Genomic DNA, 20,457 nt, shown 5'->3' on the forward strand with positions numbered 1-20,457 from the left:
CACACCCAATGAAACTTGGTGCCCGCATTATCAAAACGGGGATTGCCATTACACTGGCTCTGTTTTTGGCCACTCTTTTAAACATACCGTCTCCAGCCTTTGCCGGTATCGCCGCTATCTTTGCGATACAGCCTACAATTTACCGCTCTTATCTTTCTGTTATCGAGCAGGTTCAGGCAAATGTCATCGGAGCAGCCTTTGCCATTTTATTCGGGCTGATTTTCGGTCCCCATCCGTTTGTTATCGGTTTAACTGTCATTATCGTCATTGCGATTAATTTAAGAATAAAGATTGAAAATACAATTCCGGTTTCGGTCGTGACCGTCATTGCGATTTTGGAAAGTCCGGGCGAGGATTTTATCGAATTTGCCCTGATCCGCTTTGGAACGGTTCTGCTCGGCGTCCTGTCAGCATTCATCGTGAATCTGATTTTCATTCCGCCAAAGTATGAAACAAAGCTGTATTACAGAATTGTGGATAATACAGAAGAAATCATTAAATGGATCCGTTTTAACACGAGACAGGTGTCGGAGTATACGGAGCTCAAAACAGATATTGAAAGACTGAAAGAAAAAATGATGAAGCTCGATCAGCTTTATCTCATGTATAAGGAAGAACGCGCCTATTTCAAGCGCAATATTTATGCGAAATCACGGAAGCTTGTGCTTTTCAGACAAATGCTGGTTACCACCAACAGGTCGCTTGATACCCTGAAAAAGCTGCACCGCCTTGAAAACGAACTCCATCATCTGCCGGAGGAATTCCAGAGCATTCTTGCAAATGAGCTGGACTATCTCGTTGACTTCCATGAACGAAGCCTGCTGAAATTTATCGGGAAAATTAAACCCGAGGCACCGGTGGAGTTTATTAAAGAAGGGCAGTTCAACAAACAGGAGCTTGTTGATACCTTTATGAACTTTAAAGGAAACTGCATCGACCAGGAGTGCTTCTACCACCTGCTGCCACTTATCGCGGTTATCATTGATTACAGTGAACAGCTTGAGCACCTTGATACGCTGATCAACAGCTTCCATAGCTATCATAAAGAAGAAAATGAGCTTCAGATATCGGAGCAGGAAGAACCAAGCTAAACACAAAGGACTGAACGGAAATCGTTCAGTCCTTTTTTGTTATTCAGAGGCAGAAAGCTCGCTTTCTGTCACCCACTTGTGATTTTTCACTTCTTCGCCGCCGTCTGCAGGTACAAAGTCGACCATGTAAACAGTCGTTTCTTCTGCTGAGTCAATCGTGGCCTCTGCTCCCTCCATGCCTTCCATATGATCGGCTGCAAGGGTCACTTTGTCTCCTTCTTTGTATGGCTCTTCAGCTGCATCTTTAATTTCTTCATGAATGACCCATTTATGATCCGTGACCGGGTCTCCCCCGCCTTCAGGCGTATAAGAAACGGTGTAGACTACGGTGTCATATGCACCTGCAATTGTCGCTTCCGCACCATCCATGCCTTCCATGTGATCAGCATTCATAACTGCTTTGCTTCCTTTTTCAAACGTTGGATTTTCAGCTTCCTTCAAACCCTCCGGCACCTCGCCCGAACCTGAGTGGTTCATGCCTTCGTGACCGGCGTGTTCAGAAGACTCCTCCTTCTTTTGCCCTTCATTTTCATTCGCACACGCTGCAAGCGTCAGTGAAAAAGCTGCAGCAAGAGCTAGCATCATTGATCTTTTCATCTCAATCATCCTTTCGTCATCGTCTAATTTCATTTTAAAGATAGATTGTGCAGAAAGTGTGCATTTAAAAGTGAAATCGGAAAATTGATGGGACTTATATTAGAAATTAGAACCCTCAAGCAATTGAATCTGAGATTTGATGGCACTTTTCGGAGAGATCAGAACCCTCAAGAAGAGAAATCTGAGATTTGATGGCACTTATCCAGGAGATAAGAACCCTCAAAAACTGGAATCTGAGATTTGATGGCACTTATCCGGGAGATAAGAACCCTCAAGAACAGGAATCTGAGAATTGATGGCACTTATCGAAGAGATCAGAACCCTCAAGAACAGGAATCTGAGATTTGATGGCATTTATCGAAGAGATTAGAACCCTCAAAAACTGGAATCTGCGAATTGATGGTACTTATAAGAGAAATTGGAACCCTCAAAACGAAAGAAAGACGCTAACCCGGTCAGCGTCCTTCTCTTTATGAAAAATAAAGTCACTCGTCAATGCTTCCCCTTAGGATCCAGCGCATCACGCAGTCCGTCACCCATGAGGTTAAATCCGAGAACCGTGAGCATGATGGCAATACCCGGGAAGAAGAGGGTCCATGGTGCCTGTACCAGGTACTGCTTAGAATCTGCTAGCATTTTGCCCCACTCAGGGTTCGGGGCCTGGGCTCCGAGTCCGATGAAGCCAAGGGCAGCTGCCTCGATGATGGCCGTTGCGATGGCCAGAGAGGCTTGTACGATAATCGGCGAAAGGCTGTTTGGCAGCACGTGCACGAAAAGGATCCGTGTATCACTCGTGCCTAGGGCTTTTGCGGCCATGATATACTCTTCTTCTTTTACGCTGAGAACCTTGGCCCGGATCAGTCTTCCGAAGTTCGGAATGTTGATGACGGCGATGGCAATCAGGGCATTTTGAAGGGATGGTCCTAGGATGGCTACGATCGCGATGGCAAGCAGGATGCTTGGGAACGCGAGCATGATGTCAAACAGTCTGGAAATGATGCTGTCGATCACGCGGCCGTAGTATCCGGCAAGGATTCCAAGAAGCGTTCCGATCAAAGCTGATCCAAGGACCGAGAAAAATCCCACCCAAAGGGATATACGCGCGCCGAACAATACCCTTGAGAAAATATCTCTCCCAAAGTCATCCGTTCCAAACCAATGCTCGGATGACGGAGGAAGCAGGCGCTTTGAGAGCTCCTGATCATCAATGCCCTGCGGTGCAATAAGCGGAGCAGCTATGGCAATAAAGATAAAAAATAATACGAGAATACTTCCTGCGATCGCGAGTTTATTTTGCAGAAACAAGCGGAGCTTCTGCTGAAAAGGGGTGATGACCTTTTCCTGTTTGATGATGGCTGTCTTTTCTTCTTGAAGTGCCGGCAGTGACATGGCATTCTCCCCCTTTTCTAGTATTTAATCCTCGGATCAATGGCTGCATACAAAAGATCGACGATCAGATTGATAAAAACAAAGATGGCGGCAATGACTAAGATGCCCGACTGGATGACCGGATAATCCCGGTAGCTGATCGCATCGAAAATATACCTGCCCATCCCCGGCCAGCCGAAGATGGTTTCTGTCAGGATCGCCCCTCCGAGAAGCAGTCCTGTTTGAAGACCGATAATCGTTAAAATTGGAATGACTGCATTTTTCAAAGCGTGCTTGTACACAACCCAGAACATGTGAAGGCCTTTCGCTCTGGCTGTTCTGATAAAATCAGATTCCATCGCTTCAATCATGGTTGATCTTGTAATTCTTGCAATAATGGCCATCGGGATTGTAGCTAGGGCAATTCCCGGCATCAGAATATGCTTCAGCACTTGAACGAACTGATCAAACCTTCCCTGCAGAAGCGTATCAAGCAGGTAAAGATTTGTGATACTGTCGACAGGATTTCTGATTTCCTCCCTGCCTGTAGTCGGCAGCCAGCCAAGCTTGATCGAGAAGACGTACTGCTCCATCAGGCCGAGCCAGAAAATCGGCATTGACACACCGACTAAGGCAATAATCATGGCTACATAATCAAACCATGAATTGCGGAACCATGCACTGATGATTCCCGCATTGATGCCGACAACGATGGCAATGATCATCGCAAAGATTGTCAGTTCCATTGTCGCCGCAAGATAAGGCGTCATCTCTTTACTTATGGCGGCACCCGTCCGGATGGATTGACCGAGATCACCTGTCAGAAGTCCGCCGACATAATCAAAATACTGTATGTACCATGGCTGATCGAGTCCAAGCTGCTGCGTTAATTTTTCAATGGCCTCCTGTGTTGCACGCTGCCCGAGAATGACCTGTGCCGGGTTCCCCGGTATGGCTCTGATGATGGAAAAGACAACGAGCGTCATCCCGATCAGAACAGGTATGAGCAGACCGATTCTTCTAATTGTATATGAAACCATTCTTTCACCTCTTTCATTCGAAAAGCGCAAGCGCCGATTCAGACATTCAGATAAAAACTTCCTGGAACCCTTGCACCGCAGTGTTTTCACCTTTTAAAAAAGGGAGGAGGACAGGTCCTCCTCCCAGCTCATTACTTAAATTCGACCTTTGTAAGGATGTCAGAACCTGTTGGATGCGGCTTGAAGTTTGTCAGTTTGCTGCTTCCGGCCAGGATTGGCGTGGAGTGGGCAATCGGAATCCAAGGTGCATCTTCTTTAATGATTTCCTGTGCTTTTTTGTAAAGCTCGTTTCGTTTTGCCTGGTCAGCATTGGACTGTGCTTCAATCAGAATGTCATGAAGCTCATCGTTGCTGTAGTACGTGTAGTTGTTGCTGCCGATGCTGTCTTTGTCAAGAAGCGTGTAAAGGAAGTTGTCGGCATCACCGTTGTCGCCTGTCCATCCAAGCATGAATGAGTCAGCTTCCCCTTTTGCCGCTTTATCAAGGTAAGTAGCCCAGTCGTACGTTTTGATTTCTGCTTCAACGCCGATTTTGGCAAAGCTTGATTTGATGACTTCCGCGACTTTCATTCCTTCAGGCATATATGGACGAGGAACAGGCATTGCCCAAAGCTCCATTTTAAATCCGTCCGGATAGCCGGCTTCTGCTAAAAGTGCTTTTGCTTTTTCAAGATCGTACGGGTATGGCTCGATGTCATCGTTGTAGCCTTCAAGTGACGGAGGCATCGGATTTTTCGCAGGCTCTGCAAGTCCGCCGTAGAAAGAATCGATAATGCCCTGCTTGTCAACGGCATGGTTCAGCGCCTGGCGCACAAGCTTGTTGTCAAGCGGCTTGCGGTTTGTTGTTAAACCAACGTAGCCAACGTTCATAGACGGACGCTCGAACGTCTGAAGGTCGCTGTTGCTTGAAATAGATTTCGTATCAGACGGGTTTACACCATCCATTAAGTCGATTTCGCCTGTTTGAAGGGCATTTAAGCGTGCTGAGTTTTCAGGAATCGATTTGAAGATAACCTGATTTAACTTCGGATAGCCTTTCATCCAGTAATCTTCATTCTTTTCAAGTACGATTCTGTCGTTTGGCTTCCACTCAACAAATTTGAACGGGCCTGTGCCGACCGGATTTTCTCTGAATTTGTCGCCGTGCTTCTCAATAGCTGCCGGACTTGCAATGCCGAAAGGAGACATGGCAAGGTTCTTTAAGAACGGAGCCTGAGGGCGTTTTAATGTGAAAACAACTTTATAATCGCCGTCTGCTTTTACTTCTTTAATTACATGTCCTTCGTCCTTTTTAAAGCCGCCGAACATTGTGTAGTAAGGGAATTTGTCTGCATCCCCGTTCATCCAGCGTTCAAAGTTGAAGACAACCGCTTCTGCATTGAAGTCAGTGCCGTCATGGAATTTGACGCCTTCTCTTAGAGTAAGCGTGTAAGTCAGGTTATCCTCTGACACTTCCCATTTTGTCGCAAGGCCTTCCTGCACTGTTGTATCCTGTTCACCATAGTTTAAGAGTGTTTCAAAAACGTTGACTGTTACTTTGAAGGCTTCCCCTTCTGTTGTTGTAATCGGATCAAGAGAAGTAGAGTCACCGCCGCGTCCAAAAACGAGGCTGTCCTGTTTCTTTTCACTGCTTCCGCCGTCGCCGCCTTCTGATGAAGAGCTGTCAGAACTGCAGCCCATCAAGGCCGCTGATAAAAGCAGCACAAACATAATTGAGACTAACAGGCTTTTCTTTTTCACGCATACATCCCCCTATTTTCTAGTGATGAATCTATCAATCACGCCTCGTGTCACTCATACAAGTGACATGCGACATAATGACCTTCTTTAACTTCCTTCCATTCCGGTTTTTTGACCATGCATGGTTCAAAGCATGCCGGGCACCTCGTGTGAAACGCGCACCCTTTTGGCGGATCAGACGGGCTAGGAAGATCCCCTTTTAACACAATCTGCTCTTTTACCGCTTCCGGGTCAGGCAGCGGCACAGCCGACAGAAGCGCCTTCGTGTACGGGTGCAGCGGATCTGCATACACCTTTTCGCTGTCTGCAAGCTCTACTAAACTCCCTAAATACATGACTCCGAGTCTGTCGCTTATATGGCGGACAACCCCGAGATCATGGGAGATGAAGATATACGTCAGGGAAAATTCCTTCTGCAGATCCTTCAGTAGATTCAGGATTTGCGACTGGATGGATACATCAAGGGCAGAGACCGGCTCGTCTGCAATGATGAGCTTCGGATTTGTCATCAGCGCTCTTGCAATCCCGATTCTCTGGCGCTGTCCTCCGCTGAATTGATGCGGGTAGCGCTTGCCGTAGGCTTCATCGAGGCCGACAATCCCAAGCATCTCTTTCACCTTTTTGCGGCGTTCTTCTTTGCTGCCGATTCCGTGGACAATGAGCGGCTCTTCAAGAATTCGTTCAACGGTCATCCTCGGGTTCAGGGAAGCATAAGGATCCTGGAAGACCATCTGCAGCTCCCGCCTCATTTTTCTCATTTCCTTAGGAGATTTCGTCAGCAGCTGCTCCTCGCGGAAGGCGACCGATCCGTCTGTCGGCTCAATCAACTTAAGCAATAGGCGCCCCATCGTTGATTTGCCGCAGCCGGATTCCCCGACAATCCCTAGGGTTTCTCCTTCGTACACTTCAAAGGACAGGTCATTAACCGCTTTTACCGCACCGACTTTTCTGCCGAGAACCCCTCCCGTAATCGGAAAATGCTTTGTGAGCTTTTCTACTTTAAGCAAAGGCTTCGTCATGCTCTAAAGCCTCCTCTCTTGCTAAAAAACATCTCGACTGGTGCGAATCCTGCAGTTTATAAAGCGGAGGCGAATGCTTCACGCACTCTGCCATCGCATATTCGCAGCGGCCTGCAAACAGACAGCCTGTCTGCACAGTGCCCGGACGCGGCACCTGGCCCGAGATGGAATACAGCCGTTCATTTTTCTTCCGGATGTCCGGAACAGATTTCATTAAGCCCTTTGTGTACGGATGCTTCGGATTTTTAAAGATGGTTTTGACGCTGCCTTCCTCCACAACCTGTCCGGCATACATGACCATGACTCGGTCGCACATTTCCGCGACCACACCAAGGTCATGGGTGATAAACACAATGGAGGTATCCATTTTTTTGTTCAGATCCTTCATCAACTTCAGAATCTGAGCCTGAATCGTCACATCAAGCGCCGTTGTCGGTTCATCTGCAATCAGCACTTTCGGATCACAGATCATCGCCATGGCAATCATGACGCGCTGCCTCATTCCGCCTGAAAGCTGATGCGGATACTCCCCGTAAAGCTCTTCAGGGCGCGGCAGGCCCACAAGCTTCAGAATTTGGATCGCCCGCTCTTTCGCCTGTTTTTTTGTCAGGCTTAAATGAACGCGGAGAGACTCTTCAAGCTGGTTCCCGATTTTAAACAGCGGATTAAGAGAAGTCATCGGTTCCTGAAAAACCATCGCCAGTTCATTTCCCCGCAGTTTGCGCATCGATTTTTCGTTCAGCTTCAGCAGATCTTTCCCCTGAAACAGAATCTCACCTGAAAGCTTTGAAGTTTTTTGGGGCAGCAGTCCCATAATGGATAGGGAGGTCACGCTCTTTCCGCAGCCGGATTCTCCGACAATGCCGAGAACTTCCCCTTTATGTACGTCAAACCTGATCGAATCAACGACACGCGTTTCTTCTTTTCCCTGCAGGAACGTAATGCTCAAATCTTTGATTTCCAAAATCTTTTCCCGCGACAGACCGCTCACCCCCAGTTTGGACACCCTAAACAGCATATGAAGCCGGGTGACCCGCTATGTCATGTTATTTCTGTAAGATACTATTAAAACTACTTAAAATTTGGATATGTACAAATTATAGACTAAAAATTCTAAATATTAAAATAGTTCATTACTCCTATTTCCATCTGTACCTATCTTTTCCATAAGACGGTGAATATGGTGAAATTCATGTCATTTGAAGCATAAAAAATAAGCAGTCCGCAAAGGACTGCTTATTTTTACTTAATTTAGCATTTTATATCTGCTGAAAAGTATTTTTATTATGATAGAAAAATATGGGTTAATCCAGCTGCTGAATCTGGAACAGGGAATAATAGTGGCCCTGTTTTTCCATTAATTCGGCGTGGGTGCCTTCTTCGACAATCTTCCCGTTTTCCATCACGACAATCTTATCGGCATGTGTGATGGTCGACAGTCTGTGAGCAACAATGAAGGTCGTTCTGTCCTGAGCTAGCTTCTCAAGTGCTTCCTGAATCAGATGCTCACTTTCAAGATCCAATGCCGAGGTTGCTTCATCAAGCACAAGAATCGGAGGATTTTTCAAAAAGACCCTCGCAATGGCAAGGCGCTGCTTCTGCCCTCCCGAAAGCTTGACTCCGCGTTCTCCGACCTTTGTGTTGTAGCCTTCAGGAAAACCAAGGATAAAGTCGTGTGCATTCGCAGCTTTTGCCGCTTCAAACACTTCTTCATCGGTGGCTCCCGGTTTCCCGATCAGAATATTCTCTTTCACAGTCTGGCTGAACAAGAACGTATCCTGAAGCACCATGCCGATCTGATCTCTAAGGCTTTGTGCGCGGTATTCCCGGATGTCTGTGCCGTCAAGGAGAATCCTGCCCTCGGTTACATCGTAAAACCGCGGGATCAGACTGATGAAAGTCGACTTTCCGCCGCCGCTCATTCCAACAAGCGCAACGGTTTCTCCCCTGTTTACCTCAAGTGATACGTCTTCAAGAATCATTGGTTCCTTCTCATCGTATTTAAAGGAAACACGGTCAAACTTAATGGTGCCGCTGATGTCTTTTGCTTCCTTCGCATCGGGCTTGTCTGTAATATCGTATTTTTCATCAATAAGCTCAAAGACGCGGTCCATAGACGCAAGAGCCTGAGTCAGCGTTGTGGAAGATGTCACAAGGCGTCTCAGCGGATTGTAAAGCTGATCAATGTAGGCGATAAACGCCACCATGGTTCCGACTGTCATGTTCCCGTGAATGACCTGGTAGGCTGCAAAGCCAATGACAAGCAGCGGGGCAACGTCCGTAATCGTATTTACTACGGCAAAGGTCTTTGCGTTCCAGCTTGTATGATCAATAGCTTTGTTTAAAAAGTTATGGTTTTCCTTATTGAACTCTTTTTGTTCATGATCTTCAATTGCAAAGCTTCGGATGACAGGCATCCCCTGCACCCTTTCATGAAGATGTCCCTGAACCTGAGCAAGCGCCTGCGATCTCACTCTTGTCAGATGTCTAAGTCTTCCGTAGAAATACTTCACCGAAAAACCGTACAGCGGAAACAGCACGATTGAGACTAGTGTCAATTTAATATCCATCGTGAACATAATGATGACGGCAATGACAATCGTAAAAATATCAAGCCATACATTCATCAGCCCGGTGATGACAAAGTTTTTCGTCTGCTCCACATCATTGATGACGCGGGAAATAATCTCTCCCGCTCTTGTATTCGCGTAGTAGCGCAGACTCAGTTTTTGAAGATGGGTAAACAAACTGTCTCTAATGTCATAAAGGATTTTGCTGCCTGTCCACTGCGCGAAATACTGTCTGTAATATTCTATCGGCGGTCTTGCCAGCAGGAAGATTGCAAACATGATGCCCATGATTGCGAACAGCTTTCCCGTTTTTTCATCAGCGGACATGTTTCCGCCCAGAATGTCATCTACTACATATTTAAGAAGCAGGGGCGTAAGAAGAGGTATGGAAAATTTAATGATTCCAATTGCGATTGTCCCTGCAATCTGCCATTTGTAGGGTTTAACAAATTTCATGTAGCGTTTAACTGAACTCAAGGTTTTGTCTCCCCCTCTCATTTCTTTTTATTTTGTGCTTTTGCGCGCGGTTCATGCCGACCCCATGCAGAAAGAGCCTGCTTTAGAAAACAGGCTCTTAAAAAAACAACCCATTCATTTGTCTTGTGCTTGTCATTTCACATGTGTCAGATAGCGCTCGTACCACTCATCGATAAAGTCAGGTGAAAAGGGACCTTTCCGCTGTCTGATCCAGCGAAGCAGCTTTTCAAGATTGCTTTTTAAAATCAAGTCGATCACATTCGGATAATTCATTTTCTTACGGTGATATTCGTACTCATCTTCATCAAGAATGATGTACGTCATATCGGGAAAAATTTTCACATCCAGGTCATAGTCAATATATTTAAGGGCTTCATCATCCCATGCAAATGGCGAACTGATGTTGCAGTAATAGTAGATTCCGTCTTCCCGGATCATGCCGATTACATTGAACCAGTATTTTGTATGAAAGTAACAGATGGCCGGCTCCCGGGTAATCCATGTTCTTCCGTCAGATTCCGTTACGATCGTCCGGTCGTTTCCGCCGATGATGCAGTGTCCGCTTGCCTTCAGGACAGTGGTCTCATCCCAGATTCTGTGGATATGCCCATTATGCTTGTAACTATGTATCTGTATGCTGTCTCCTTCCTTGGGAAATCCCATTTTACTCCCCTACTTTCTATATCGCCGCTCCGCAAATAAGCAAAGATTGTCAACTTTTCGTTTTTACCATTATACCGCCTGCCGTTTAAAAAAGAAAATAAAAGAGCCGCCCGTATACAGGAGACTCTCATGGTCCGTCATTTATGAAGAGGCTCCCTGATCTGATAAGACCGGATGACCTCCTCTGTCTGCTTTTGAAAAACCTTCTGAATGGACTGCAGCTCTTCCTTCATAATCTCAATCTCTGCCTGAATATCCCCGCTCGCCTCACCCGGAAGATTGTTCAGCTGCTCTTTCAGCTCCTGGCATCTCTCAATCTCTCCCTGCAGATCGAGCAGCTTATCCATTGTCTCAAGCTGGCGGCCCACCAATGCATCAAATTCCTTCAAGTTCATTTGCACCTCCGCTTATTTGTCCGCTATACCAATTCGTTTTTCAGGAGCGGATCTCCTTTGACTTTATCTGTTGAGGAATCGGAGGTTTTGTCGGAAAAATTTTGGGCGGGCTCAGCACATTCTATGCGCTTTAATTGGTTTGCCGGTCATAAAATAGGGGAATTGGATAAAAGTTGTAATCCTATTTAAAGGAGATGAGCCGCTCTTTGATTTCTGTTCTCTTTTTAGTCATAACCGCCGCTTGGATGGCCGAATTTATTCTATTCCGGAACAGGGGAACTTCTGAGGGCGAAATGCAGGAAAGGCGTTCCTACCCTTTTTTGCTTTTAGTCATTGCCCTCACCATTTCAATGGCTGTACTGATGAGGGAATGGAACATCTTTTATGTCGGCAGTACCGTTGTTCATGCGGCAGGCATTGTTCTATATGCATCAGGGGTTCTTCTGAGATACTGGGGTATTTTTCACCTGAAAGAGCAGTTTACCCGCCATGTATCCTTCCGTAAAGGGGATGAGCTCGTCAGCTCCGGCCCGTACCGCAGGCTGAGACATCCTCTCTATACAGGCCTGCTGCTCATTATCATCGGCATATGCCTTTCCCTCGGGAATGCGGTGCTTGCAGGCGCAGGCGGAACAGCCGCCGCACTTGGCCTTCTTAAACGGATACGAATTGAAGAAAAGATGCTGATTGAAGCTTATGGAGAGGAATACCGGAGCTGGGCAGAGAAAAGATACCGCCTTGTTCCGCCTATATATTAACCATTACCTGGAGGTGCTTGCATGTTAAATCAAAAAAAGAAAGCCGTTGTAGTCGGAGCAGGACTTGGAGGCATGTCTGCTGCAATCAGACTTTCGGCAGACGGCTATGATGTGACCGTTTTAGAGAAAAACAGCAATGTCGGAGGCAAGCTTAACCGCAGGTCCGGGAAAGGCTTTACGTTTGATACTGGCCCTTCCATCCTGACAATGCCGTGGGTGCTTGAGAAGCTCTTTAAAAGCGTCAACAGGCATCTTGAAGACTACATAACTGTTGTACGTGTGGAACCGCAGTGGCGCACCTTTTTCGAAGACGGCACATCCATTGATGTATCAAGCGACCTGCCGACGATGATTGCCGAGATGGCAAAGGTGTCGAACGAACCGCACGGCAGCATGAGCAGCCTCCTTTCCTACAGTGAGAAAATGTATGATCTCTGTCTGAAAAGCTTTTACAAATACAGCCTTGAAGACCTGAAAGATCTGAAAAAACACCACACACTGAAAGACTTGATGGCGATGGATCCGCTGAGCACGGTTGCCGACGGAACAGAGAAATACCTTGATTCCAAGCACCTGCAGCAGCTCTTCAACTTCTTTGTCATGTACGTCGGCTCAAACCCTTATTCTGCCCCGGCGATACTGAATCAGCTGATCTATGTGCAGCTCGGCCTCGGCATTCACTACGTAAAAGGCGGAATGTACGAGATCGCAGAAGGCATGAAGAAAGTCATGGACGAACTGAGAATCGAAGTGAAAACAGACACACCTGTTGCCCACCTTGAGCTCGAAGGCAAAAAAGTGACGGGCGTTGTGACAGAGAGCGGAGATGTTTACCGTGCTGATGTCGTCATTTCAAACCTGGAAGCCATTCCGGCCTACCGCAACCTTGCCCCGTCAACCGGGGAAGTGAAGCGGGAAGTGAAAAAGCTGGGCAAGTCTTTCATCCCGAGCGTATCCGGACTCGTGCTTCTTCTTGGGACAGACCGGAAGTTTGAAAACTTAAAACACCACAACTTCTTCTTCTCAGAAGATCCGAAAAAGGAATTCCAGCAAATTTTCGATCAAGGAGTTCCGGCAGATGACCCAACCGTTTACATCGGCATCTCTGCAAGGTCTGACGCAAGCCAAGCGCCTGAAGGCAAAGACAACCTCTTTGTGCTGACGCACGTCCCTCCTCTAAAAGAAGGAGCCAAAACAAGCTTCGACTGGGACGAATACAGAGAGCTTGTCCTGAACAAACTCGAGCGGATGGGCATGACCGGACTCCGCGACTCCATCGAATTCGAATACCGCTTCACCCCTGAAAACCTTGAGGAACTCTACGGCCCGAACGGCGGATCCATCTACGGAGTCGCATCAGATAAGAAGAAAAACAGCGGGTTCAAAATCCCGTCCAAAAGCCAGCTGTACGAAGGCCTGTACTTTGTCGGCGGCTCAACCCACCCCGGCGGAGGCGTACCGATGGTTACCCTCTCCGGCCAGCTGACAGCGGATTTGATTAAAGAGAATGAGCTTGCTGCTGTGAAATAAGAATGTGATGTGTGATTGAATGCCGTGTTGCCTTTTGGGGTGATGCGGTGTTTTTTGTGTGGATGATTTTTTTAGTGGCATCAAACTGCTAAGAACTCGTTCTTGGTGGTATTATTCACTGCGATAAGTACCACCAACCAAACGAAATCCTCTGTTGATGGTTCCATTCTCTCCGATAAGTACCACCAACCAAACGAGATCCTCTGTTGAGGGTTCTGTTCTCCGCGATAAGTACCACCAACCAAACGAGATCCTCTGTTGATGGTTCCATTCTCCCCGATAAGTGCCACCAACCAAATGAGATCCTCTTTTGATGGTTCCGTTCTCTCCGATAAGTGCAACCAACCAAACGAGATCCTCTGTTGATGGTTCTGTTCTCCCCGATAAGTACCACCAACCAAACGATATCCTCTGTTGATGGTTCCATTCTCTCCGATAAGTACCACCAACCAAACGAGATCCTCTGTTGATGGTTCCATTCTCCCCGATAAGTACCGCCAACCAAACCAAATCCTCTGTTGAGGGTTCTGTTCTCTCCGATCAGTACCACCAACTAAACAAAATCCTCTGTTGAGGGTTCCATTCTCCCCGATAAGTACCACCAACCGAATGAAATCCTCTTTTGATGGTTCCATTCTCTCCGATTAGTGCCACCAACCAATCAAATTCCGCCGTTGATGGCCTTATTTATTCTGCCCGCCCCCCACACATAAAAAAAGACACCTCTCCACACAAGGGAGAAGTGTCTCTTTTCGTTTTTTAAACGGTTCGATTATGAGTTTTGGTTCTTTTTAGCTTCAGCTTGCTGGTTGTACTTCTTTACGTGTTGAGCGTCAGTCTCGCTTGCGAACTCAGCACCGTATTGTTGTTGACCTTGAGCAGCTTGAGCGTTTTGTTGTTTCACGTGTTGCACGCTTGTGCCAGATTGTGTTTTGTTGTTTTGTTGTTGGTTTGCCATCTTTATCACCTCCACGAAATTTATCATGTCCCGGAGGTGATTTTTATATCCGCATTTTTTTCGATCTTTTTTCGGACCGATTTACATCAAAAGAGAGCGGCCGCCATCTACAATAATGGTCTGTCCCCTGATCATCGAAGCTTTTTCAGAGCACAGAAATTCAACGGCATCAACCATGTCTTCCGTGTCGACCATTCTGCCGGCAGGGGTCATTCTTCTGGCATCAGCAAGCAGTTCTTCGCGGTTTGGGAAATGCTTGAGCGCTTCTGTATCGACCGCTCCGCCTGATACGGCGTTGACCACGATGTTTTTGGCCGCAAGCTCTACAGCCAGGTAGCGCGTCAATGATTCAAGCGCAGCTTTTGAAACGCCTACGGTTGTATAGTTTTCAAGGACACGGATGGAGCCGAGGGAGCTGATGCTTACGATTGTTCCTCCGCCTGTTTTCTCCATGCGCTTGGCTGCTTCCTGGGCACAGAATAAAAGAGCCTTGCTGTTAATATCCATTGTCCAGTCCCAATGCGTTTCTTCAAGTTCCATAAGAGGACGGAGAACGCCTGATGCAGCATTATTGACGAAAATATCGAGTCTGCCGAACGTCTCATCAATTTCGGCAAACATTTCTTTAATTTTCTCGGGCTTGCCCACATTTGCTTTCACGACAAGCGCTTTAACTCCAAGTGCTTCAATTTCTTCCGCTGTCTGCAGGGCGGCGCTTTTGCTGCGCGCATAGTTGATCACGATGTTATAGCCCTGTTTGGCAAGACGGAGGGCGATTGCTTTGCCGATGCCGCGGCTGCTTCCTGTAATTAAAGCGGTTTTATTCTGGTTCATATTGACATCTCCTTCAATGCAGTACTTCGTATAGTTGCCCTTATTGTATCAAACAATAGGAAAAGCGAGTAGTAGAGGAGGAGTTCATTATGTACGTAGGCAGAGATATGACGGAACTGTCAATGATGTCCATACACGAATGGAAAGACAGTGAGCTTGCATACTTTCACCACGGGCTTCAGCAGATGATGCCGTATTTAAATGCCGAGGGCCAGACGATCCACCGTGAAATTATCGAGGAGATTGAAGCGCGCGGAGGTCTTAAGCGCGGCGAGGCGGATTACACACACGGAACCAGAGTGAGCTATGATTGACGAAAATCCGGCCGCAACCGGCCGGATTTTATTTATGCATTTCCGTCATCTGATAAATTTTCTGATGGGACACGGGAAAGGCATATTTCTGCATCTCTGCTTCTGTTACTTTTAAAAGATTATCGGGGCTGCTGCCCGGCTTCAGCCTTCCTGCATAAACAGAGATATTCCAGACGAGATGGGAAAAAATATGCTGAATGGTTCCTGACAGTGGCTCAAGCTCGGCTTCCGCTTCATATTCCTCATGCAAGTACTTAACAAGCTGTTCTTTTTGAGAAATCAGCCCTACTTCTGTTTCACAGTTCGGGAACTCCCACAGATTTGCAAGCAGTCCTGATGATGGACGTTTATGAATATAGAAATTACCGGCATCGTCTTTCAGTACAGCTGCTGCCATCATTACCGGTCTTGGCTTTTTCTTTTTGCTTTTCACCGGAAGTTCTGTCTGAACCCCTTCTTCAAATGCCTGGCAGTGTTCTCTTACAGGACAGATCAGGCAGGATGGCGACGTTGGCGTACATACGATTGCACCAAGCTCCATGAGTGCCTGGTTAAATTCAGACGGCTGTTCTTTTGAAATGACTTCATAAAGAATTTTTTCAAAAATGGTTCTTGTCTTCGGTTTCGCGATGTCTTCCCAAATCGAAAGAATACGCGACATGACTCTCATGACATTTCCGTCAACAGCGGGCTCCGGCACCCCGTATGCAATGCTCAGGATAGCCCCTTTTGTGTAGGGACCGACACCTTTCAGCTTGCTGATTTCCTCAGGTGTATTCGGCACAATGCCTCCGTAGGTACTTACGACTTCTTTTACAGCAGACTGAAGATTCCGTACGCGCGAGTAGTAACCAAGCCCCTCCCACGCTTTCAGCACATCTTCCTCATCAGCTGCTGCAAGGGCTTCAAGGGTCGGAAATTTTTCCGTGAAGTTCAGGAAATAAGGAATGACCGTGTCCACCCTTGTTTGCTGCAGCATGATTTCAGACACCCACACCTTATAGGGATCCTGGTCAAGCCTCCACGGCAGATCTCTTTTTTCGCGCAGGTACCAAGAGATTAAATCATGCCTGAAATCTTCTATATGTAATGAGTGCAGATTCTTATCGGCTGCATCAAGCATATTTATCTTTCCTCTCATGTTATTTTTATTGGATATTTGGGAAAATAAAAGGGTATCTTTGTTTTCAACTTAGAAATCATACAGCATTTATCCGTATTTAAAAAGGGAAAGCATGTTAGTGTTTGACTCTTTCATGCCGTTCCATGCAAAATGCCATAAAGAGCACACTTATTCCTTTCTAAAGGGATAGGAAAAGCTCAGTCTTCATAAGAATGTGACAGGAGGTTTTGCAAAGTGGATACAGGCACACACGTTGTGATGGGCATTGCCCTTGGCGGACTTGCGACACTGGATCCCGCTGTCGGTTCAGACCCGGTAACAGCTCAGGCAGTCATGATCGGAGCGATTGCCGGTTCACAGGCTCCTGATCTTGATACGATACTCAAATTCCGAAATAACGCAAAATATATCCGCAATCACCGCGGCATCACCCATTCGATTCCGGCTGTTATTCTCTGGTCGGTGCTCATAACCGGCTTGCTATACTGGCTTTTCCCCGGCTCGAACTTGCTGCATTTAGGGATATGGACAACAATTGCCGTCGTTCTGCATGTTTTCGTTGATATTTTCAACGCGTACGGCACGCAGGCTCTAAGACCGTTTTCCCACAAATGGGTGGCCCTCGGCATGATTAACACGTTTGACCCGATACTGTTTGCCATTTACTGTGCAGGCATTCTGTTCTGGGTTTTCGGCACACCTGCAGGGTACACGTTTCTGACTGTATTTGTCATCGTGTTTTTCTATTACATTTTACGCTTCTTTATGAAAAGAAGCATTGTGAAAAAAATCCATGAAAAATACAGCGAAGTGGAAAAAATCATCATTTCCCCGACGATGAAATTCAGACGGTGGCGCGTGGCGATTATTACAAAATCCCATTTCTATGTGGGACGGTCGCTGAACGGTAAATTAACGATTCTTGATGAGTATGACCGGGTTCCCGTCCCTCAGACGGCAATCATTCAGGCAGCTGAAGAGGATGAAAACATCTCGGCCTTTCTGTCTTTTTCTCCCGTGTACCGGTGGGAAGTAGATGAGTATACAGACCACTATGAAGTGAAATTCATCGATCTGAGATACAGAAGCAAAGGCCACTATCCGTTTGTCGCAATCGTCCAGCTCGACCAGAACCTGAATATTGTCAGCTCCTATACAGGCTGGATTTTCAGCGAAGAGAAGCTCCGGAAAAAATTAGACCTTTTGCCGGAATAAAAAACTTGGCCCCCGAAGTGGAGCCAAGTTTTTTTAATGGAGCATGCCGTCATTGTCATTCAGAAGATGACTGTATTTCGGATTCGTCGCCAAAAACTGGTGCAGCTTGTCTCCGTAATTGACAATCCACTGAGTGACGATCTTTTCCGTCATGTTTTTTCCGCGGTACTTCTCCCCCGCTTTTGCGTACGTTGTCTCAAAGTCATCCCAGAGCAATTCAACCCATGTTCTCGCCTTGTCATAGGACAGGGCAGGATTTTTTTCCATAAGCAGCCGGGCAAGCCGGTCGTGATACATTTCCATTTTTCATCACCCCGTTCTGTTTATAGTTTTTGCGGAAGCATCACATACTATAAGTAGGCTTCGAATGAAGCTAGTTTAAACCCATTGGAGGTCATACGAATGCGGAATAAAGCGAAAGACTTCCCGATCCAGTCAAGCAATAAGTTTGAGGGTGAGCCAAGAGCAAAAGATGATTTCGCGTCCAAACGGGCTGATGGAACCATCAATACACATCCGCAGGAACGCATGAGAGCTTCCGGCGAGCGCGAAAATCAGTTTTAAGAAACTGCACACATTTTGCGGAGGTGCTTATAATGGGTTCAACACACAAAAAGTTTTTTGAAAATCGAATGGCTAATCCGTTTCAGCAGCCTTGGGCCAACCCAAAGCATGCGCATGCGCAGGTAAACGGGCAGACGCAGCAGACTCAGGATTTAATCATTCTCGAGCGTCAGACACGAAAAAGATCATAGGCTAAACGCATAACGGATCATGCTGAATGAATCAGATTCAGCGTGGTTCGTTTTCTTCTTTTTTTAGGCCAAGCAAGGAAATTGGTATGCCTTCCTCTTCAGAGTCCTGAGAGTCAAGACGGTTTCCCCACGCAAATACACCATTCATGTAGTCAATTTTAAAGTATGAGCCCGGTGCCCCTTCTATTTCATACACTTCCCCAGGCTTAAAATCATCGGGATTAAGCAAATAGGCCTTTGCCATCGTAATCTTGCGGTCAAGCACCGCAAATTCATTGACCATGCCTAGCTGCTCGGCTTTGCGGGCTTTCTCGGAAAGAGCGGCGATTTCTGTTTTCAGTTCATATTCTGTCATCGTGCTGTAGCGTTTTGTCTGCATGATGGTACTTCCTTTCTTTTTTGCCCTTTAAAAGGATAAAATAAATGTATGACATCTATAGGAGTGATTTTAATGACAGCACTAGTCGTCACAGGTGCAGGCTCAGGACTCGGACGCTCACTCGCCTTGGCCTACAGCAAAGATTTTGACGAGATCATTCTTCTCGGGCGCAGCACGGAAAAGCTGCTGGAAACAAAACAGCTGCTGCCCCATAAGCAGGTATTTACATACGAGCTGGACATACGGTCTCAGACGGAGGTTGAACGGCTGACAGACACCCTCTTCGGGCGTCACCCTGTCACTGCGCTGATCAATAACGCAGGAGTTGGCCACTTTGGTCCAATCACGGACATGCCCGCTGATCAAATCAAAGAAATGCTCGATACAAATGTGTTTGGCACCATTCTTTTAACACAAGCATTCCTGAAACATTTCAAAGAAAAAGGAAAAATCGTGAACATTATCTCAACAGCAGGCCTCAGAGGAAAAGTGAATGAAAGTGCCTACTGCGCCTCTAAATTTGCCCTGAGAGGCTTTACTGAGAGCCTTGTGAAAGAATATGAAGGAACGAGCATCGTTCTTTCGGGAGCCTACATGGGAGGCATGGACACCCCGTTCTGGAATGAAACCGATCATATAAAAGATAAATCGCGGCTCCGGTCGCCTGACGTTATTGCAGAAAAAATATACAGTCTTGATGACGGGAGACCTGAAATCATTGTGGAGTAGGGCGTTCAGTCCTGCTCTTCTTCTTCATTCAGGAACCGTTCGATCATGTCGATCTGGAACCCTTTTCGATATAGCGCCTGCTTCATCTTGAGCCGGTATGCAGACGGCTTTTCTTTGGCGTACTTCCGCTGCAGTTTTTCTGCCTGCTTCACGAGAGATTGATATTCCTCATCGTCATTGTTTTCATATGTCATTTCTTCCGTGACGATTGAAATGACATCGAAATTGAACCCTTTTCGAAGCAGTGTCTGCTCTATCTTCTGCTTCGTCTGAACAGTAGAACTTTTTGCTTCTTTTCTCACTGTTTTTTCAGCATGAACCATTGCCTGTTCAATCTGATCCTCTTTTGAATACTGCTCCAACGCCTTTTCCGCTGTTGCTTTATCAATTCCTTTTAAAGAAAGCTCCCTTTTAATTACACCAGGTCCCTTTCCCCCGGTTTTCCAGTGTGTCCGCACAAATGCATCCGCGAACTCACTGTCATTTACGTATTTATAATGCCGAAGCTGATGGATGACCTCTGTCACAACCGATTCAGGGTACTCTTTTTTCAAAAGCATATCGGCTGTTTCCTTCTCAGATCTCATTCTGAATCCGAGAAATTCAATCGCTTTGTTAAACGCCTTTTTGACCGAATCCCCGTACTGTATCTCGAGGATCTCCATCTCATCCAGTTCAAGGCCTTTTTTCAGGCCATACTTCAATAGAATGTTCTGGTCGACGCTGAAGGCGAATTTTTCACCTTTGCCATCATTCAAAAACACATTAAACCGTTCTTCACTGCTCTTTTGAGTCGTTATTTTCGATATTGTTGGCATAGGACACCCCCCCCTTATTTTATCACATTTCCCTTTTTGCACCTTTTAAAAAGAACTGCTGCACATCGGACAAAAAACTTTCTGG

The 20,457-nt window shown here is 46.5% G+C and carries 24 protein-coding genes; 8 read left to right on the forward strand and 16 right to left on the reverse strand.

From position 1 onward, the window contains the following. Positions 1–8: 8 nt before the first annotated feature. Positions 9–1,091 carry an aromatic acid exporter family protein gene (locus ACTSEZ_RS17990; RefSeq protein WP_369735733.1) on the forward strand — a complete coding sequence of 361 codons (1,083 nt, stop codon included), beginning with the start codon at positions 9–11 and terminating at the stop codon, positions 1,089–1,091. A 39-nt stretch (positions 1,092–1,130) separates the two neighbouring features. On the opposite strand, the gene ACTSEZ_RS17995 is transcribed toward ACTSEZ_RS17990, so the two are convergent. The 9 genes from ACTSEZ_RS17995 to ACTSEZ_RS18035 all read right to left on the reverse strand — a co-directional run bounded on the left by ACTSEZ_RS17995 (position 1,131) and on the right by ACTSEZ_RS18035 (position 10,953). Continuing rightward, entirely contained in the window at positions 1,131–1,688 is a 558-nt protein-coding gene (locus ACTSEZ_RS17995) for a YdhK family protein (RefSeq protein WP_369735734.1), read from the reverse strand. A gap of 492 nt (positions 1,689–2,180) precedes the next feature. Continuing rightward, positions 2,181–3,077, reverse strand: a complete 897-nt coding sequence (locus ACTSEZ_RS18000; protein ID WP_369735735.1) for an ABC transporter permease — start codon at positions 3,075–3,077, stop codon at positions 2,181–2,183. Positions 3,078–3,094: 17 nt separating this feature from the next. Then, positions 3,095–4,096 carry an ABC transporter permease gene (locus tag ACTSEZ_RS18005; protein WP_369735736.1) on the reverse strand — a complete coding sequence of 334 codons (1,002 nt, stop codon included), beginning with the start codon at positions 4,094–4,096 and terminating at the stop codon, positions 3,095–3,097. 131 nt (positions 4,097–4,227) lie between these two features. Next, entirely contained in the window at positions 4,228–5,835 is a 1,608-nt protein-coding gene (locus ACTSEZ_RS18010; RefSeq protein ID WP_369735737.1) for an ABC transporter substrate-binding protein, read from the reverse strand. Positions 5,836–5,885: 50 nt separating this feature from the next. Further along, complete coding sequence (locus ACTSEZ_RS18015) at positions 5,886–6,854, reverse strand: ABC transporter ATP-binding protein (protein WP_342826785.1); 969 nt, start codon at positions 6,852–6,854, stop codon at positions 5,886–5,888. Beyond that, positions 6,835–7,872, reverse strand: a complete 1,038-nt coding sequence (locus tag ACTSEZ_RS18020) for an ABC transporter ATP-binding protein (protein ID WP_369735738.1) — start codon at positions 7,870–7,872, stop codon at positions 6,835–6,837. The genes ACTSEZ_RS18015 and ACTSEZ_RS18020 overlap by 20 nt, the downstream gene beginning before the upstream one ends. Positions 7,873–8,158: 286 nt before the next feature. Beyond that, positions 8,159–9,901: an ABC transporter ATP-binding protein gene (locus ACTSEZ_RS18025; protein WP_369735739.1), complete on the reverse strand. Its 1,743-nt coding sequence runs from the start codon at positions 9,899–9,901 to the stop codon at positions 8,159–8,161. A 132-nt stretch (positions 9,902–10,033) separates the two neighbouring features. Beyond that, on the reverse strand, positions 10,034–10,564 hold the full coding sequence (gene ntdP / locus ACTSEZ_RS18030; RefSeq protein WP_369735740.1) for a nucleoside tri-diphosphate phosphatase: 531 nt from the start codon (positions 10,562–10,564) through the stop codon (positions 10,034–10,036). 137 nt (positions 10,565–10,701) lie between these two features. After that, positions 10,702–10,953 (reverse strand): YgaB family protein, encoded by a 252-nt coding sequence (locus tag ACTSEZ_RS18035; protein ID WP_369735822.1) that lies wholly within the window; start codon positions 10,951–10,953, stop codon positions 10,702–10,704. A gap of 212 nt (positions 10,954–11,165) precedes the next feature. On the opposite strand from ACTSEZ_RS18035, the gene ACTSEZ_RS18040 reads away from it, so the two are divergent. Together ACTSEZ_RS18040 and ACTSEZ_RS18045 are read left to right on the forward strand one after the other, a co-directional pair. Continuing rightward, positions 11,166–11,717 (forward strand): methyltransferase family protein, encoded by a 552-nt coding sequence (locus ACTSEZ_RS18040; RefSeq protein ID WP_369735741.1) that lies wholly within the window; start codon positions 11,166–11,168, stop codon positions 11,715–11,717. A 21-nt stretch (positions 11,718–11,738) separates the two neighbouring features. Further along, the gene (locus ACTSEZ_RS18045) at positions 11,739–13,247 is read left to right on the forward strand and encodes a phytoene desaturase family protein (RefSeq protein WP_369735742.1); all 1,509 of its coding nucleotides are present in this window, start codon (positions 11,739–11,741) and stop codon (positions 13,245–13,247) included. An 80-nt stretch (positions 13,248–13,327) separates the two neighbouring features. Here the strand turns inward: ACTSEZ_RS18045 and ACTSEZ_RS18050 are convergent, their stop codons facing one another. The 3 genes from ACTSEZ_RS18050 to fabL form a co-directional block, all read right to left on the reverse strand. Further along, positions 13,328–13,726 carry a hypothetical protein gene (locus tag ACTSEZ_RS18050; RefSeq protein WP_369735743.1) on the reverse strand — a complete coding sequence of 133 codons (399 nt, stop codon included), beginning with the start codon at positions 13,724–13,726 and terminating at the stop codon, positions 13,328–13,330. A 293-nt stretch (positions 13,727–14,019) separates the two neighbouring features. Then, positions 14,020–14,205, reverse strand: a complete 186-nt coding sequence (locus ACTSEZ_RS18055; protein WP_029567071.1) for a gamma-type small acid-soluble spore protein — start codon at positions 14,203–14,205, stop codon at positions 14,020–14,022. 81 nt (positions 14,206–14,286) lie between these two features. Next, complete coding sequence (gene fabL, locus ACTSEZ_RS18060; protein ID WP_369735744.1) at positions 14,287–15,039, reverse strand: enoyl-[acyl-carrier-protein] reductase FabL; 753 nt, start codon at positions 15,037–15,039, stop codon at positions 14,287–14,289. Between the two features lie 89 nt (positions 15,040–15,128). Between fabL and yfhS the strand changes: the two genes are divergently transcribed. Continuing rightward, positions 15,129–15,353: a mother cell protein YfhS gene (yfhS, locus tag ACTSEZ_RS18065; protein WP_029285946.1), complete on the forward strand. Its 225-nt coding sequence runs from the start codon at positions 15,129–15,131 to the stop codon at positions 15,351–15,353. A gap of 28 nt (positions 15,354–15,381) precedes the next feature. Here yfhS and mutY read toward each other — a convergent pair whose 3' ends face one another. Next, positions 15,382–16,476, reverse strand: a complete 1,095-nt coding sequence (mutY, locus tag ACTSEZ_RS18070) for an A/G-specific adenine glycosylase (RefSeq protein WP_369735745.1) — start codon at positions 16,474–16,476, stop codon at positions 15,382–15,384. A 234-nt stretch (positions 16,477–16,710) separates the two neighbouring features. On the opposite strand from mutY, the gene ACTSEZ_RS18075 reads away from it, so the two are divergent. Further along, entirely contained in the window at positions 16,711–17,691 is a 981-nt protein-coding gene (locus ACTSEZ_RS18075; RefSeq protein ID WP_369735746.1) for a metal-dependent hydrolase, read from the forward strand. 33 nt (positions 17,692–17,724) lie between these two features. Here the strand turns inward: ACTSEZ_RS18075 and ACTSEZ_RS18080 are convergent, their stop codons facing one another. Continuing rightward, positions 17,725–17,994: a YfhJ family protein gene (locus tag ACTSEZ_RS18080; protein ID WP_369735747.1), complete on the reverse strand. Its 270-nt coding sequence runs from the start codon at positions 17,992–17,994 to the stop codon at positions 17,725–17,727. A gap of 99 nt (positions 17,995–18,093) precedes the next feature. Here ACTSEZ_RS18080 and ACTSEZ_RS18085 point away from each other — a divergent pair, with 99 nt between their 5' ends. Both ACTSEZ_RS18085 and ACTSEZ_RS18090 read left to right on the forward strand, forming a co-directional pair. After that, positions 18,094–18,255 carry a small, acid-soluble spore protein K gene (locus ACTSEZ_RS18085; RefSeq protein WP_029285938.1) on the forward strand — a complete coding sequence of 54 codons (162 nt, stop codon included), beginning with the start codon at positions 18,094–18,096 and terminating at the stop codon, positions 18,253–18,255. A gap of 32 nt (positions 18,256–18,287) precedes the next feature. Continuing rightward, entirely contained in the window at positions 18,288–18,446 is a 159-nt protein-coding gene (locus tag ACTSEZ_RS18090; RefSeq protein WP_081414247.1) for a YpzG family protein, read from the forward strand. Positions 18,447–18,483: 37 nt separating this feature from the next. Here ACTSEZ_RS18090 and ACTSEZ_RS18095 read toward each other — a convergent pair whose 3' ends face one another. Then, complete coding sequence (locus ACTSEZ_RS18095; RefSeq protein ID WP_369735748.1) at positions 18,484–18,825, reverse strand: YfhH family protein; 342 nt, start codon at positions 18,823–18,825, stop codon at positions 18,484–18,486. Between the two features lie 72 nt (positions 18,826–18,897). Here ACTSEZ_RS18095 and ACTSEZ_RS18100 point away from each other — a divergent pair, with 72 nt between their 5' ends. Beyond that, on the forward strand, positions 18,898–19,554 hold the full coding sequence (locus ACTSEZ_RS18100; RefSeq protein ID WP_369735749.1) for an SDR family NAD(P)-dependent oxidoreductase: 657 nt from the start codon (positions 18,898–18,900) through the stop codon (positions 19,552–19,554). A 5-nt stretch (positions 19,555–19,559) separates the two neighbouring features. On the opposite strand, the gene recX is transcribed toward ACTSEZ_RS18100, so the two are convergent. Next, positions 19,560–20,372, reverse strand: coding sequence for a recombination regulator RecX (recX, locus tag ACTSEZ_RS18105; RefSeq protein WP_369735750.1), 813 nt, complete (start codon positions 20,370–20,372; stop codon positions 19,560–19,562). Positions 20,373–20,457 lie beyond the last annotated feature (85 nt).

It is taken from the genome of Metabacillus mesotrionivorans (genome assembly GCF_052171315.1).
Classification (GTDB): domain Bacteria; phylum Bacillota; class Bacilli; order Bacillales; family Bacillaceae; genus Bacillus_P.

Excerpts from the sequence above, each read along its gene's own strand:
- ACTSEZ_RS17990 (WP_369735733.1), top strand. The coding sequence starts at position 9 with ATGAAACTTGGTGCCCGCATTATCAAAACGGGGATTGCCATTACACTG.
- ACTSEZ_RS17995 (WP_369735734.1), bottom strand. The coding sequence starts at position 1,688 with ATGAAAAGATCAATGATGCTAGCTCTTGCTGCAGCTTTTTCACTGACG.
- ACTSEZ_RS18000 (WP_369735735.1), bottom strand. The coding sequence starts at position 3,077 with ATGTCACTGCCGGCACTTCAAGAAGAAAAGACAGCCATCATCAAACAG.
- ACTSEZ_RS18005 (WP_369735736.1), bottom strand. The coding sequence starts at position 4,096 with ATGGTTTCATATACAATTAGAAGAATCGGTCTGCTCATACCTGTTCTG.
- ACTSEZ_RS18015 (WP_342826785.1), bottom strand. The coding sequence starts at position 6,854 with ATGACGAAGCCTTTGCTTAAAGTAGAAAAGCTCACAAAGCATTTTCCG.
- ACTSEZ_RS18020 (WP_369735738.1), bottom strand. The coding sequence starts at position 7,872 with ATGCTGTTTAGGGTGTCCAAACTGGGGGTGAGCGGTCTGTCGCGGGAA.
- ntdP (WP_369735740.1), bottom strand. The coding sequence starts at position 10,564 with ATGGGATTTCCCAAGGAAGGAGACAGCATACAGATACATAGTTACAAG.
- ACTSEZ_RS18045 (WP_369735742.1), top strand. The coding sequence starts at position 11,739 with ATGTTAAATCAAAAAAAGAAAGCCGTTGTAGTCGGAGCAGGACTTGGA.
- ACTSEZ_RS18050 (WP_369735743.1), bottom strand. The coding sequence starts at position 13,726 with ATGGAACCATCAACAGAGGATCTCGTTTGGTTGGTGGTACTTATCGGA.
- ACTSEZ_RS18055 (WP_029567071.1), bottom strand. The coding sequence starts at position 14,205 with ATGGCAAACCAACAACAAAACAACAAAACACAATCTGGCACAAGCGTG.
- fabL (WP_369735744.1), bottom strand. The coding sequence starts at position 15,039 with ATGAACCAGAATAAAACCGCTTTAATTACAGGAAGCAGCCGCGGCATC.
- yfhS (WP_029285946.1), top strand. The coding sequence starts at position 15,129 with ATGTACGTAGGCAGAGATATGACGGAACTGTCAATGATGTCCATACAC.
- mutY (WP_369735745.1), bottom strand. The coding sequence starts at position 16,476 with ATGCTTGATGCAGCCGATAAGAATCTGCACTCATTACATATAGAAGAT.
- ACTSEZ_RS18080 (WP_369735747.1), bottom strand. The coding sequence starts at position 17,994 with ATGGAAATGTATCACGACCGGCTTGCCCGGCTGCTTATGGAAAAAAAT.
- ACTSEZ_RS18085 (WP_029285938.1), top strand. The coding sequence starts at position 18,094 with ATGCGGAATAAAGCGAAAGACTTCCCGATCCAGTCAAGCAATAAGTTT.
- ACTSEZ_RS18090 (WP_081414247.1), top strand. The coding sequence starts at position 18,288 with ATGGGTTCAACACACAAAAAGTTTTTTGAAAATCGAATGGCTAATCCG.
- ACTSEZ_RS18095 (WP_369735748.1), bottom strand. The coding sequence starts at position 18,825 with ATGCAGACAAAACGCTACAGCACGATGACAGAATATGAACTGAAAACA.
- ACTSEZ_RS18100 (WP_369735749.1), top strand. The coding sequence starts at position 18,898 with ATGACAGCACTAGTCGTCACAGGTGCAGGCTCAGGACTCGGACGCTCA.
- recX (WP_369735750.1), bottom strand. The coding sequence starts at position 20,372 with ATGCCAACAATATCGAAAATAACGACTCAAAAGAGCAGTGAAGAACGG.